The 13,364-nt window shown below is 57.8% G+C and carries 11 protein-coding genes; 8 read left to right on the forward strand and 3 right to left on the reverse strand.

The window, feature by feature from the left end:
- Positions 1-305: 305 nt before the first annotated feature.
- The 3 genes from LOY35_RS11010 to LOY35_RS11020 all read right to left on the reverse strand — a co-directional run bounded on the left by LOY35_RS11010 (position 306) and on the right by LOY35_RS11020 (position 3,961).
- A complete protein-coding gene (locus LOY35_RS11010) occupies positions 306-1,238 on the reverse strand; it encodes a LysR family transcriptional regulator (protein ID WP_258632422.1) in 933 nt (310 codons plus the stop codon).
- A 91-nt stretch (positions 1,239-1,329) separates the two neighbouring features.
- Positions 1,330-2,589 (reverse strand): Zn-dependent hydrolase, encoded by a 1,260-nt coding sequence (locus tag LOY35_RS11015; protein WP_258632423.1) that lies wholly within the window; start codon positions 2,587-2,589, stop codon positions 1,330-1,332.
- A gap of 1 nt (position 2,590) precedes the next feature.
- Positions 2,591-3,961 (reverse strand): dihydroorotase family protein, encoded by a 1,371-nt coding sequence (locus LOY35_RS11020; protein ID WP_258632425.1) that lies wholly within the window; start codon positions 3,959-3,961, stop codon positions 2,591-2,593.
- A 196-nt stretch (positions 3,962-4,157) separates the two neighbouring features.
- Here LOY35_RS11020 and LOY35_RS11025 point away from each other — a divergent pair, with 196 nt between their 5' ends.
- The 8 genes from LOY35_RS11025 to LOY35_RS11060 all read left to right on the forward strand — a co-directional run bounded on the left by LOY35_RS11025 (position 4,158) and on the right by LOY35_RS11060 (position 13,356).
- Positions 4,158-5,849 carry a urocanate hydratase gene (locus LOY35_RS11025; RefSeq protein WP_258632426.1) on the forward strand — a complete coding sequence of 564 codons (1,692 nt, stop codon included), beginning with the start codon at positions 4,158-4,160 and terminating at the stop codon, positions 5,847-5,849.
- A gap of 27 nt (positions 5,850-5,876) precedes the next feature.
- On the forward strand, positions 5,877-7,385 hold the full coding sequence (locus LOY35_RS11030) for an amidohydrolase family protein (RefSeq protein WP_258632428.1): 1,509 nt from the start codon (positions 5,877-5,879) through the stop codon (positions 7,383-7,385).
- A 37-nt stretch (positions 7,386-7,422) separates the two neighbouring features.
- On the forward strand, positions 7,423-8,949 hold the full coding sequence (gene hutH / locus LOY35_RS11035) for a histidine ammonia-lyase (RefSeq protein ID WP_258632431.1): 1,527 nt from the start codon (positions 7,423-7,425) through the stop codon (positions 8,947-8,949).
- Positions 8,950-9,046: 97 nt separating this feature from the next.
- Positions 9,047-9,820 carry an ABC transporter substrate-binding protein gene (locus tag LOY35_RS11040; RefSeq protein WP_258632433.1) on the forward strand — a complete coding sequence of 258 codons (774 nt, stop codon included), beginning with the start codon at positions 9,047-9,049 and terminating at the stop codon, positions 9,818-9,820.
- 89 nt (positions 9,821-9,909) lie between these two features.
- Positions 9,910-10,599: an ABC transporter permease gene (locus LOY35_RS11045; protein ID WP_258632435.1), complete on the forward strand. Its 690-nt coding sequence runs from the start codon at positions 9,910-9,912 to the stop codon at positions 10,597-10,599.
- Complete coding sequence (hisM, locus tag LOY35_RS11050) at positions 10,596-11,360, forward strand: histidine ABC transporter permease HisM (protein ID WP_258632437.1); 765 nt, start codon at positions 10,596-10,598, stop codon at positions 11,358-11,360. The genes LOY35_RS11045 and hisM overlap by 4 nt, the downstream gene beginning before the upstream one ends.
- The gene (locus LOY35_RS11055) at positions 11,357-12,115 is read left to right on the forward strand and encodes an ATP-binding cassette domain-containing protein (RefSeq protein WP_258632439.1); all 759 of its coding nucleotides are present in this window, start codon (positions 11,357-11,359) and stop codon (positions 12,113-12,115) included. Before hisM ends, LOY35_RS11055 begins: the two co-directional genes overlap by 4 nt.
- A gap of 29 nt (positions 12,116-12,144) precedes the next feature.
- Positions 12,145-13,356: a M20 aminoacylase family protein gene (locus LOY35_RS11060; RefSeq protein ID WP_258632441.1), complete on the forward strand. Its 1,212-nt coding sequence runs from the start codon at positions 12,145-12,147 to the stop codon at positions 13,354-13,356.
- The last annotated feature ends 8 nt before the right edge of the window (positions 13,357-13,364 follow it).

Genomic DNA, 13,364 nt, shown 5'->3' on the forward strand with positions numbered 1-13,364 from the left:
GGAGATCCAGCCTATCGAAGCATAAAATCTCGGCTTGCCGCACAACCGAGGATCGCTATGCCTTCATTGGTTCTGGAGGGTCGGGCGGATGCAGTCGATCCACCTTCCAAGGACGACCCGTTCGCACGTCATTTTACCGGGCCGTATCGCCGAGAGATCTTGGAAAGCGTTGGCCATAACCTGCCCCAAGAGGCCCCAGGAAAATTTGCCGGCGGGATCTTGAGCCTCGGTGGTTGAGGCCATAAGAGTTGCACAACCGCTTGCGCCCGCCAGCCAAATACCGACGCCGTCATGCACCAGCACCTTCAAGCAGATCCGGCTGCAGCTTCCTGAAAAGAATGAATGATGGCTTCAAGCATCAGACTGGCTGTTCGACTCGATCCTTGCGTTTCCCGCGCAACGACAAACACCGGCCGTTCCACGATGAACTCCGGCAACGGCAGGCGAAACAAGGCGCCGCGCTCCACCCAGGGTTGGGCAATATGGTCAGGCACGATGCCGACAAAGCCGCCGCTGAGCAACAGCTGTACCGTGCCTTCGACATGATGGGCGAGGGCACTGGCGTTTTGCAGGAAGTTGGCCGGCGCAGTGTCCTGTACTAGGTAGCCACGACGCACATAATGCGCTGTCTGCTCAACAATCCGGCGGGCTTGTGCTTCGCTTTTGCCGAACGCTTCATGATCCCGGCCGCAGTATAGGGCCGAGGCTTCGGAGCCGATCACCTGATAGCTCAGAGAAGGCAGGTCGGACTTGCAAATAGTCACGCCCACGCCAGCTTTTTTTTCGGCAACAGCACGTTCCACCGCATCCGGTGGCGCAACCCCGATACTAAGGTTGACCAACGGATAGTTGTGACGAAAATTTTGCAGCGCGTTGGCGATCGGGTTGCTGGGCGTGAAGGCGCTGTGATCGATAAGCCACAGGCTCAGATCACCTTTGATCTCTGCTTTCGAGCTAGCCAGAGTGTCGCGAAACTCATCGATCGAATCGAGCAGACGCAGCACCGCCGTGTAGGCGACCTGTCCTTCCTCGGTCAATTGGAAACCACTGCGCCCACGATGGCAGAGTTGGCTGCCGAAACGACTCTCCAAGTCGGACAATTGCCGGCTGATGGCCGAAATACCCATCCCCGTGGCCTCTTCGGCGGCTGACAGCCCCCCGCACTCGACAACGGCCTTGAACAGTCGCCAGTGTTTCAAATCTATATCGTGCAAGGGTGGAACCGATGCTGTGTTCAATGCATGTACTCCAGGTGCGGGGAGTAGCGCGCGTGACTCGGTTTGGCGGTGCGCGCTCAGTTCTAGCAGTGTTTTACACCAAGTCGTTGGTTCAGCCGAGCTGATCGTCCAAATAGATCAAGGTTTGTGCCAGCACACGAGTGCCGTCAAGCAACTGTTGCGGTTCCAGCCATTCTTCGGGGCAGTGGCTGCGGCCGTTAAGGCAGGGGATGAACACCATGCCCATGGGGCCGGTGGCACCGACATAGACGGCGTCGTGCCCGGCGCCGCTGGGCATGGTCATGTGCGGTAAGCCTAAACTTTCAGCCACTGCACTGATGGCCTCAATGACTGTTTTCGAGCAGTCCGTAGGATCGGCGTACGTCAAGGGTACTGAGCAAGTAGTCAGTCTTAGCTCCGTCAGCACAGGCGCGCAGCGCTCCAGCAAGTTTTCCGGGAAATCGAGCAGTACCTGTTTTGAATCGCTGCGCACTTCGAGCACCATTTCAACCTTGCCGGGCACGGCGTTGGGCACATTAGGGCACACATCCAGACGGCCAACCGTCGCTACGACATAGTGCGGGTTACCGCTCATGTCGGCCGCTAAGCTGCGTGCTTCGCGAATAAGCTCCGCCGCACCGACCAGGGCATCTCGCCGCAGGTCCATGGGCGTAGTGCCCGCATGATCCGGCAAGCCATGCACGGTGATTCCGACTCGGCGAATACCTACGATGTTGGTGACTGATCCAATAGGCAGGCCACGACTTTCCAGAACCGGCCCCTGCTCAATGTGCAGCTCAACGAACGCTGCGGTGCTGCCGGGTTCTCGCAGAGCCTGGCCGAGGGCCGTCGGGTCGCCCCCGATACGGGTCATCGCCTGTGCCAGGCTTTCACCTGCTCTGTTTTGTGATGCGAGCATCTGCGCAGTCAGGAGCCCTGGAAATGCCCGGCTGCCGACACAGGAAATGCCATAGTCACTCGGTTCTTCCGAGAGAAAGTCGATCACCTGGAGCGGATGGCGCAAGCGTTGGCCGGCGTCTTTCAAGGCATGGGCGACTTCCAGCGCTGCCAGCACCCCTATGATGCCGTCGAACCGGCCGCCACCGACCACCGTATCGCAGTGTGAGCCACTGATCAGCGGTTTCAGACCAGGTTCGCTGCCATTGAGCTGACCAATCAGATTGCCACCGGCGTCCAGCGTGACGCTTAGCCCTGCCGACTCGAATTCAGACCTTAACCACAGCCTTGCCTGCTCAAACTCGGGTGAGAAGGCCCGTCGGGTCCATGGCACGTCTGGCAGCGTAAAGCTCGACAGCGTACTGACCCGATTCCACAGTCGTTCAATGTTCAATTGCAGCAGGGGGGCGCTCATTTCAATTCGTACCTGTTGTCGGTGCGCGAGGGCGCAGGAAGTGGCCGTAGCCCGGCTCGTTGAGAATTTGGCCCTGATCGAGGACACACTGGCCTCGGCAGTAGGTTGCCTTGACCCTTCCAGTGAAGGCCATGCCTTCAAATGAACTCCACTTCACGGCGCTCAGGCTGGTGGAAGGGTCGTAGCAATAGCGCTCGTCAGCCAGTACTACAAAATCGGCGTCCAGACCGACTGCAAAGTCGCCTTTACGGTCGTCGAGTAAAAAGTGCCTTGCCGGGTTGCGGCTGAGTTGCCGAACCACCAGCGACGGTGCCAGGCTCCTGGCCATAGAGCCGGTCCAGAATGCTGGCAGCAGCGTCTCCAACCCCGGCCCTCCCGATGAATTGCGAAACACATTGGAATGTCCTTTGCGCTCCAGCCCCCAACTGACGTGGTCGGAGGACACAAAGGTGCACTGGTCCCTGGCGATGTGCTCCCAAAGTTTTTCGGTCTCGGCCTTGGGCCTGATCGGCGGGTAGTGCTTGGTTTTGGCGCCGAATCGTCGGGTGTGCTCTTCATGGTTGAGCATCAGGTACTGAATGCACGTCTCGATGCTCGCCGGGTGTCCGGCTTGTCGATACATTTCGCACAACTGGAAACCACGGCTCGTCGACACGTGAACCGGGTGTGCCCGCGCACCGGTCTGTGCGCCGATTTCATAAATCAATGCAGTCGCCAAGTCCTCGACCAGCGGCGGATGGGCGCGTAGGAACGCATCCCACCCGGTGTCATTGGCCTCGATCAGGCGGGTGATGTTTTTGCGTGTCAATTCCTGCATTTGATTGTGCACGCCACACACCAGGCCCGACGGTTTGATCAAGCTGAACAGCTCGGCCAGCACGTCCTCTTCTATGCGTGGGAAGCGACCCGGTGCGGCTTCAAAGGTCGAGAACTTGAAGGCACACGCGCCGGCCTGGATCAATCCAGGGATGGCTGCCAGGCCGTGGGTTTCATTGACCGTCGCAAACAGGCCGACATCGACGTGGCAGTTGTCCTCGACCTCCTGAGCCTTGCGCAGCAGCTGTTCAGCGCAGGCCACGGGTTCCGGATCGTCGTAGGGCATGTCCACCATCACGGTGACCCCTCCCGCGGCGGCGGCACGGCTGGCCCAACCCAGACCTTCCTGGTTGGCCTGGCTTCCCGAATGCACTTGACCGTCGATCACCCCCGGTAAAATCCACTGCCCGCGCTCGTCACGCGTGTTTTTGGCCGCAGGTGGCTCGCCGGTGCCGCGCGCGGCGATGCGTCCATCACGTATGGCAAGCCAACCGTTTTCGGTGGTCTTCTCGCTGTCGACGATGCGTCCCCGCACCACCAGATCGAAATCACTCATCTATCAGCCTCGTCATCGGGTGAATAAGCATGGAGCGAGTATCGACGGCGGGTATGGCGTCATCCATGCAGTGAATGACAACCTCACTTGCCATTTCTTGCATGGTTCCCCTCGGGGCAGGCCCGAATAATTCGAGCCATACCAGGGGAAGCCTTTCGACAGGCTTTCGCATTAACCTCAGCGAGAGTGGCCTTACATGACTCAGCAAAAAGCCAAACAAATCACGGCTGCGCGTGGCAGTACCTTGCGGTGTCGGGGGTGGAAGCAGGAAACCATTCTGCGCATGCTGGAAAACAATCTGGAGAACGCTGAGGACGCTTCGCGCCTGACCGTCTACGGCGGCATCGGCAAGGCGGCGCGCAACTGGGAAAGTTATGACGCGATCGTAGAGTCACTCAAGAACCTAGAAAATGATGAGACGCTGGCGATTCAATCGGGCATGCCAGTTGCCATTTTCAAGACCCACCGGCTCGCGCCACGGGTGGTCATGGCCAACAGCAACGTCATCAAGGCCGATTGGCCTAAATTCTATGACCTGAGCGCACAGAACCTGACGGCGTTTGCGTCCTACACCGCAGGGCCATGGCAGTACATCGGCAGCCAGGGAGTGATCGAAGGTACCTTCGAAACCCTTGCCTTGGTCGCCGATCGTCATTTCAACGGTGAACTGAAGGGCCGCATTTTCTTCACCGCGGGTCTCGGCGGCATGGGCCGCTCGCAACCATTGGCGATGACCATGCACGGCGGGGTCAGTGTGACCGTGGAAATCCGCCAGCAGAGCATCGTGGATCGGCTGGCGGCCGGGTATGCCGATGTTCAGGCGGCCTCCCTGCAGGACGCCATTGACATGGCCGAGAGCGCAAAACGTGAAGGACGAGCGCTGTCGATCGTGGTGCTGGGGAATATGGTCGATGCTCTGGAACAGGCGCTCGACTGCGGTTGGCGCCCTGATGTGGTCACCGAGATGTGCCCGTGCCATGACCCCTTCGCGCTGATTCCTTCCGGGCTGACGCTGGAGCAGGCCGCGGCGTTGCTGGAGACCGACCGCGATGCCTACATGGCCGCTTCGCGCGAATCGATGATTCGTATCGTTCGTGCGATGACGCGCTTTCAGACGGCCGGTTCGATCGTATTCGAATACGGCACCTTCGTACGCAAGGAAGCGGTGGATGCGGGGATGTCCAAGGAGGAAGCCTTTGCCTATCCAGGTTGTATCGCGGAGTACGTACGACCGTTATTTTTTCTCGGTCGAGGTCCGTTCCGCTGGACCTGTGTTTCGGGTGAAGTCTCTGACCAGACGCGTCTGGATGATTTGGCGCTGGAGATGTTCAAGGATGACAGCCTCGTCACTCGCTGGATCACCACATCCCGTCACCGCCTGCCCGTAGAAGGCTTGCCGGCACGTATTTGCTTCCTCGGTTTTGGCCAGCGCCGTGCCTTCGGTCTTGCCGTCAATGCATTGGTGCGTTCTGGTGAGCTGGCAGGTCCGGTGGCTTTCTCCCGAGACAACCTGGATACCGGTTCGATTGCCAACCCGGCGTTTGAAACCGAAAACATGCTGGACGGTTCCGACGCGATCTCCGACTGGCCGTACCTGAATGCGCTGCTCAACGTTTCGGCGATGGCCGATCTGGTGGCGATTCAGTCCAACGGCACCATGGGTATCTCCGCGCATACTGGCGTGACGATGATTGCCGATGGTTCAGAGGAAGCGGATCTGCGATTGGATGCGTGCCTGACTACGGACTCAGGTATTGGCGTAGTGCGCCACGCTCAGGCCGGTTACCCGATGGCCAAAACTGTTTCCAAAGGAGAGGGGCCATTGACCGACAACGCCATTCAAATTCCTCTCTGGTGGTCCCCAAAAGCTACCCAATATCGCGGGTAAGAGGAAATCGTCATGGCCCTTCTTCATTTGATCGAACAGGTCAGCGTGGTCGGCATGGGTGGTGCGGCAGCCCAGGTCGTGGATGTGTTGATCGATGGCGATCGCTTTGTGGGCCTGGCACCGCGAATCGATCTGTCGACGGTCAATCTCGACGAGCGGACGGACGGTCGGGGCAAGTTACTCATTCCCGGTCTGATCAACGCTCACCATCATTCTCATGATCGTTTTGACAAGGGCCGTTTTTCCGGGATTCCGCTGGAAATATGGATGGGCTTGTACAACCCGCCCTCCTATCGGCGCGGATGGACAGCCCGTGAGGTGTACCTGCGCACATTGCTTAACGGTATCGAGATGCTGCGAAGTGGCATCACCACGGTGGTCGATGACATCCACTTCGGCGGGCACCTGGAACCAGAGGTGGTGCATTCGGCGTTTCAGGCTTATTCGGATCTTGGTATTCGTGCCGATGTGAGTGTTGCTTGGTGTGATCGGCCGTTCCAGGAGGGTATCCCCTACCTGGCGGAGCGATTGCCCTGTGAGCTCAAGGGCAGTGTGCCGGCTCAGGCCGCAGATCGAATGCTTGAGTACTGGCAAGAGCTGGCACGCAGTTGGAATGGCCGAGTGCGCTTCGTATTCTCACCTTCCGGTCCACAGCGCTGCAGTGCCGACTTTCTGCAACAGACCTGGGCCCTGGCCGAGCAATACGACCGCCCCGTACTGATACATCTGCTGGAAACCCGAATCCAGGCGCTCACCGCAGCGAAGTTCTATGGTAAGCCGATGGCCGCGTACATGGACGATTTGGGTCTGCTGACACCTCGTAGCGTGTTGGCTCACGGCGTTTGGCTCTCACCTGACGAACTCGATCTTATTGCCAAAAGAGGCTCCAGCGTCGTGCACAACCCAGCCTGCAACATGAAGTTGGGAAGTGGGGTCGCGCCCATCGCCGAGATGCTACGACGCCAAGTGAACGTCGGCCTGGGAACGGACAACAACAATGGCAATGACCTGAATTCGATGTTTGATGCGATGCGCCTGGCAGCGCTCTCCAACGCACTGCTTGATCAAAGCGATGCCTGCCCGGTGGATGCGATGCAAGCATTCAACATGGCCACGCTCGGTGGCGCCAAAGCCATCGGGCGAGGTGCTCAGACGGGTTCGATCGAAGTCGGCAAGCAAGCCGATTTCTGTCTGATTGATCTTAAAACCAGCGCGTTCACTCCGCTCAACGATGCCTTGACGCAATTGGTCTTTTGCGAACAGGGAGGCTCCGTGCGTGACGTGTACGTGGGGGGGCGCAAGCTGGCGGATCAAGGGCGAATCACCCGCATCGATGAAGAGGCGTTGATGCTTGAACTGATAGAGCGCATGCCGACCCTGCAAGGACGAGTTCGTGGTGGACAGAGCGCCAGTGAAATCCTGCGGCCCTATCTCGAGGGAGCTTATCGAGATTGCCTGGACGACCCGCAAATGGAGGGCATGCGCCATTCAATCAACCAGTTTGATCGATTCAGGCTGGGCACCAAACCGGTTTAGTTCGCTTTAACTCATTTACGGAACAGCGAGAGAAAACATGAACACACTACAAAAAATTGTCCCAGGCGAAACGCGTATTTCTACCTGGCGTGCCATTTACAACGGGGCTCCGTCTCGACTCTGCGAAAGCGCTCGGGCCGGCATTGAGGCGGCCGCGAAGATGGTCGATACGCTGGTCGACAGCGGCCGCGCGGTCTATGGCTTGAACACTGGATTCGGCAAGTTGGCCAACGTCAGGATCAGTGACGCGGACCTGTGCCAATTGCAGAAGAACCTGGTGATGTCGCATATGACGGGTTACGGCCCTGCGCTGGATGCCGATGTTGTCCGTCTGGTCATGGCATTGAAAGTCGCCAGTTTGGGACGCGGCGCTTCGGGCGCGCAGTATCGCACTGTGGAGCTGCTCGAAGACATGCGCGAGCGCGGCGTCATCCCGTTCATTCCTGCTCAGGGTTCGGTGGGGGCCAGCGGTGACTTGGCGCCTTTGGCGCACATGACCGCAGTGATGATCGGCATGGGGCAAGCCTGGTTTGAAGGTGAGCTGCTCGACGGCGGCGAAGCCCTCGCTCGTGCAGGTCTGACCCCGATCGTGCTGGCGCCCAAGGAAGGCTTGGCATTGATGAATGGTACTCAGGTATCCACGGCACTCGCGCTGACCGGTTTGTTTGCTTTGGAAAACGCTTTCATGGCCGCCATCGCGATCGGCTGCCTGACCACCGAGGCCCTGGCGGGGATCGCCAGTCCATTCGACCCACGTATCCAGGCACTGCGCGGTCATCCGGGGCAGATCACCGTGGGCGCTGCATTTAAGCGTTTGCTCGACGACAGCCCGATGCGGGCCATCTCACAAGCTTCCGGCAAGGTGCAGGATCCCTACAGTATTCGCTGCCAACCGCAAGTGTTGGGCGCGTGCCTGGACCTGATTCGCAACGCCAGTGTCACCTTGGAAATCGAGAGCAACGCGGCTTCCGATAACCCGCTGATTTTCGTTGAAACAGGTGAGGTGATTTCCGGTGGTAACTTCCACGCCGAGCCGGTGGCATTCGCCGCGGACATGTTGGCTATCGCCATTACCGAAATCGGCAACCTGTCCGAGCGTCGCTGCAACTTGCTTCTTGATCCAGCGTTTTCAGGTCTTCCACCGATGTTGACCGTGGATGCCGGACTCCACTCTGGCTACATGACGGCACATATTTCGGCTGCCGCCATGGCCTCCGAAAACAAACAGCGCGCGACCCCAGCATCCATCGACACCATCCCTACAGCGGGCAACCAGGAAGACCACGTGTCGATGGCCACTCACGGCGCTCGCCGTCTGTTGGAAATGACTCGTACCCTGCGCGGAATTCTTTCTATCGAGGCGCTGTGTGCGGCCCAAGGTTTGGATCTGCGCGGTGGCGAGTTGTACAGCGCGCGCCTGGCACCGGTGATTGCCAGCATCCGCAGCAAAGTACCGGCAATGAATGTGGACCGGCCAATCGCGCCGGACATGGCCAGCGTTGCCGAGTTGATTCGTAGCAGCGAGCTGGTCGAGGGTTGCCCGGATCTGAAAACACTGTTCTGAGTGCATCACCCATCGCCAGCTAGAACCGGCCGGCGATGGATAACAACAAAAACCGAAACTTCTTGAAGTCTGCCAACTACCTCATAGAGAAATAATCATGAATAAGAATCTCGTTGTAGCGTGTGTGGTGTTGCTCCTTTGCGCCACGGGGGCAAAGGCCGAAGACGTGTTACGCCTGGGCGTGGACCCGACCTATCCACCGCTGGAGTACCGTGATCCGCAAGGCAATATGATCGGTTTCGATATCGAATTGGGTGACGAAATCTGTAAACGAATGGCCGTCAAGTGCGAGTACGTTCAAAGCAGCTTTGACGGTTTGATTCCGGGTCTGCTGGCGCGCAAATTCGACGGCGTATTGTCGAGTTTGTCCATCACTGAGCAGCGCCTGAAGCAGATCGACTTCAGCGACAAACTCTCCAACCCCTCCACACGCCTCGTTGCTCGTACCGGTGCCGGGATCCTGCCGACACCCGCTGGGCTCAAGGGCAAAACAGTGGGCTATCAGCAAGGCACCATTCAAGAGTCCTATGCGCGCACCTATTGGAAAGTCTCAGGTATCAAGCTTCAGGCTTATGCCAGTCAAGACCAGGTTTATGCCGACCTGTTGAATGGCCGTATCGACGCCTCGTTGCAGGATGAGGTGCAGGCGAGCTATGCCTTCTTGAAAACCGACCAGGGCAAAGGATATGACTTTGCCGGCCCAATCATTGTTGATGCCAAGGTTTTGGGAAGTGGTACGGCAATAGGTATTCGCAAGGAAGACCAAGACCTCAAGCGCAACATCAACAAAGCCATTGCTGGAATGCTGGCGGATGGCACCTATCAGAAGATCGCCAGCAAATACTTCGACTTCGATATCTACGGCGGTTGACGGCATGCGCTCTGCGGTCATGACGGCTCCTCAAGTCATGGCCGGCCCTGCGTCGACCTGTTCTGTACATCTCTTACGAGTGATGCGCCATGCAATGGCTTGAGTATCTACCCTTGATTGCGAAAGGCGCCTTGAGCACCGTCGAACTGGCGTTGGTAGCGCTGGTCCTGGCTCTGTCTCTTGGGTTGATTAGCGCGTTGGCAAAGCTGTCAGGCAAACCCTGGCTGATCTTTCCGGCCCAGTGCTACACCACCCTGATCCGGGGTGTTCCGGATCTGGCGTTGATGTTGCTGATCTTCTACACCATCCAGATCGGGATCAATCAGGTTACCGACAAACTTGCGTTGGGTCGTTTCGACATTGACCCCTTTGTTGCCGGCGTCATGACCCTGGGTTTTATCTACGGCGCGTATTTTTCGGAAACCTTTCGTGGCGCGTTTCTGGCCATCGATCGTGGCCAGGCCGAGGCCGCGAGTGCCTACGGACTCTCGTCTCGGCAAACCTTCCAGAAAGTACTGCTGCCACAGCTGATTCGCTTCGCGTTACCCGGTATCAGTAACAATTGGCAGGTCTTGGTCAAGGCGACTGCGCTGGTCTCGATCATCGGGCTCAGCGATCTGGTGATGGCAGCTCAGGAGGCGGGTCGCAGCACCCACAACACGCTGATGTTCATGGTGCTGGCCGGTGGCGTTTATTTTTGCCTGTCGGGCTTTTCCAGCTTGCTCTTGTACTGGATCAAGAACCGTTCTGCCGGTTGGGTACGGGAGGCGGAGCTATGATCGATCTCTTTCAGGCCTATTGGCAGAGTTTTCTCTGGACTGATGGCCAGCAGTGGAGCGGGGTGGCTGTCACCTTGATGCTGTTGATCGTTTCAACCCTCGGCGGCTTTGCCTTGTCGATTCCTTTGGCGCTGGGCCGGGTGTCGTCCTCGCGTACCTTAAGTGCGGTTATCTGGTTGTACACCTACACGTTCCGGACCACACCGCTATACGTGCAGTTGCTGATTATCTACAGCGGCTTGTACAGTCTGTCGTTCATCCAGAACACCGCCGTCCTCAACGACTTTTTTCGCGATGCCTACTGCTGCACGTTGTTCGCGTTCGTGCTCAATGAATGCGCCTACATGACGGAGATACTGGTCGGCTCGATTCGTGCCAGCAGTCGGGGCGAAGTTGAAGCAGGCAGGGCTTTTGGTTTGAGTGCAACGGTACTTAACTTCAAGGTCATTCTGCCCAGCGCATTGCGACGGGCGCTGCCGGCTTACAGCAACGAAGTCATCTTTATGCTTCACGGCACCACGCTGGCGTTCACCGCCACGGTGCCGGACATCCTCAAAGTCGCCCGTGACGTTAACGCTGAAACCTATGCGACGTTCACCACCTACGGTCTCGCGTCCCTGCTGTATCTGATGATCTCGTTCTGCATCATCGCCTGTTTCAACCGCGCCGAGAAACGCTGGCTCCGGCATCTCAAGCCACGCAAGACCAAAACAGCCGTTGAACACTCCGTCCCACTGATGAAAGAAGGCAGCCTGGTATGAATGCCCTGACCGTTGAAAACATCCACAAATCCTACGGTAACCATAAAGTGCTGCATGGGGTTTCATTGAGTGCCAAGCGCGGCGAAGTCATCAGCATTATTGGCTCGAGCGGTTCCGGTAAAAGTACCTTTCTGCGTTGCATCAATTTTCTCGAACAGCCTGATAGCGGCCGGGTCAGCCTGGACAATTTGTCCATTGATATTGGCGTGGGCAAACCGATCCGCCCGGATCGCCGTGCCTTGCAGGGGCTACGCACTCGGCTGGCGATGGTGTTTCAGCACTTCAATCTCTGGGCACACATGACGGTGTTGGAGAACGTCAGTATGGCGCCGGTGTATGCGCTCAATGTCAGTAAGGAAGAGGCCTGTGCCCGAGCCATTACCTATCTTGAGAAGGTGGGACTGGATGCCCGTTTCCATGACAGCTACCCGGCACACCTTTCCGGCGGTCAACAACAGCGTGTAGCGATAGCTCGTGCTTTGGCGGTCGAGCCTGAGGTCATGCTGTTCGATGAGCCGACCTCTGCCCTGGATCCGGAACTGGTCGGTGAAGTGCTCAAAATCATGCAGGAGCTCGCACAAGAGGGCCGAACCATGATTGTTGTGACGCATGAAATGAGTTTCGCCCGGCATGCATCAACTCAAGTGGTGTTTCTGCATGGCGGCAAGATCGAAGAACAGGGCAAACCTGAGCAACTCTTCGATAACCCGCAAAGTGCACGTCTGCGCCAGTTTCTTGCGTTAGACCTCAAGTGATCGATGATTCAATCGGCCGGAGAGCGGGCATGAAGAACAGAGACTGGATCAAAGTGCCTGAGGCGATCTATGCCCTGAGGCGAGATATCCATCGCCATCCGGAGTTGGCCTTCAAGGAGCAACGAACCTCAGACCTGATCGCTTGCATGCTCGAGTCGTGGGGTTTGAAGGTCCATCGGGGGCTTGCGGATACTGGGGTGGTGGGTATTTTGCGATGTAGTACCAGCAACAAATCCATCGGCTTACGGGCGGACATGGATGCATTGCCGATCCAGGAGCTCAATCAGTTCGATCATGCCTCCGTTCATGAGGGGAAAATGCATGCCTGTGGCCACGATGGACACTGTGCAATGTTATTGGCTGCGGCGTTTGAACTCGCGCGTACCCGACGGATAGACGGCACTGCGTATTTCATTTTTCAGCCTGCTGAAGAAAGTGACGCCGGGGCCCGGCGGATGATCGAAGAGGGGCTTTTTGAGCTGTTTCCCATGGATGCGGTGTTTGGCATGCACAACTGGCCCGGCCTGGCGGCGGGGCAGTTTGCTGTTCGTCCAGGGGCGATGATGGCATCCGATACGGAGTTTCGTATCCGACTGTTGGGCAAGGGTGGACACGCCGCGTTGCCGCAGCAATGCATTGATCCTTTGCAGCCCTTGATGCACATTGCCCAAGCTTTCCAAAGCATCATCACGCGCAATTTGGACACCCAGGATCCAGCAGTCATTTCCGTCACGAACATTCATGCAGGCAGTGATGCCAGTCTGACAGTCATTCCGGATGACGCCTGGTTGGGAGGGGCGTTCAGGGCGTTTTCCCGTGATGCCATGAGCTTGATTGAAACGCGCATGAGCGAGATCGCCAACAGCGTCGCCGTCGCTTTCGGTTGCCGCGTGGAAACCTCGTTTAAATCTGACTACCCACCCCTGATCAATCACCCACGCGAGACAGACATCTGCATTGAGCTTCTGCGCAAACTGGTCGGTGAAGATCAAGTCATCACCGATGGCAAGCCCACCATGGCCGCCGAAGATTTTGCCCACATGCTCGAACATAAACCGGGATGTTATGTGTTCATCGGCAACGGCGAGGGGGCTCATCGGGGCGTCGGCCATGGTGCTGGACCCTGTGTCCTGCACAATGCGAGTTTTGATTTCAACGACGATATCTTGCCAATCGGAGCAACTTACTGGGTTCGCTTGGCTGAAGCCTGGCTCACGGACGGCACCCAGAAAATACCGTAGAGGCCACT

This window comes from Pseudomonas sp. B21-028 (genome assembly GCF_024749045.1).
In the GTDB taxonomy this organism is placed as follows: Bacteria; Pseudomonadota; Gammaproteobacteria; order Pseudomonadales; family Pseudomonadaceae; genus Aquipseudomonas.

Coding starts and splice junctions, on each gene's coding strand:
- LOY35_RS11045 (WP_258632435.1), top strand. CDS start 9,910: ATGCAATGGCTTGAGTATCTACCCTTGATTGCGAAAGGCGCCTTGAGC.
- hisM (WP_258632437.1), top strand. CDS start 10,596: ATGATCGATCTCTTTCAGGCCTATTGGCAGAGTTTTCTCTGGACTGAT.
- LOY35_RS11055 (WP_258632439.1), top strand. CDS start 11,357: ATGAATGCCCTGACCGTTGAAAACATCCACAAATCCTACGGTAACCAT.
- LOY35_RS11020 (WP_258632425.1), bottom strand. CDS start 3,961: ATGAGTGATTTCGATCTGGTGGTGCGGGGACGCATCGTCGACAGCGAG.
- LOY35_RS11060 (WP_258632441.1), top strand. CDS start 12,145: ATGAAGAACAGAGACTGGATCAAAGTGCCTGAGGCGATCTATGCCCTG.
- LOY35_RS11025 (WP_258632426.1), top strand. CDS start 4,158: ATGACTCAGCAAAAAGCCAAACAAATCACGGCTGCGCGTGGCAGTACC.
- hutH (WP_258632431.1), top strand. CDS start 7,423: ATGAACACACTACAAAAAATTGTCCCAGGCGAAACGCGTATTTCTACC.
- LOY35_RS11040 (WP_258632433.1), top strand. CDS start 9,047: ATGAATAAGAATCTCGTTGTAGCGTGTGTGGTGTTGCTCCTTTGCGCC.
- LOY35_RS11015 (WP_258632423.1), bottom strand. CDS start 2,589: ATGAGCGCCCCCCTGCTGCAATTGAACATTGAACGACTGTGGAATCGG.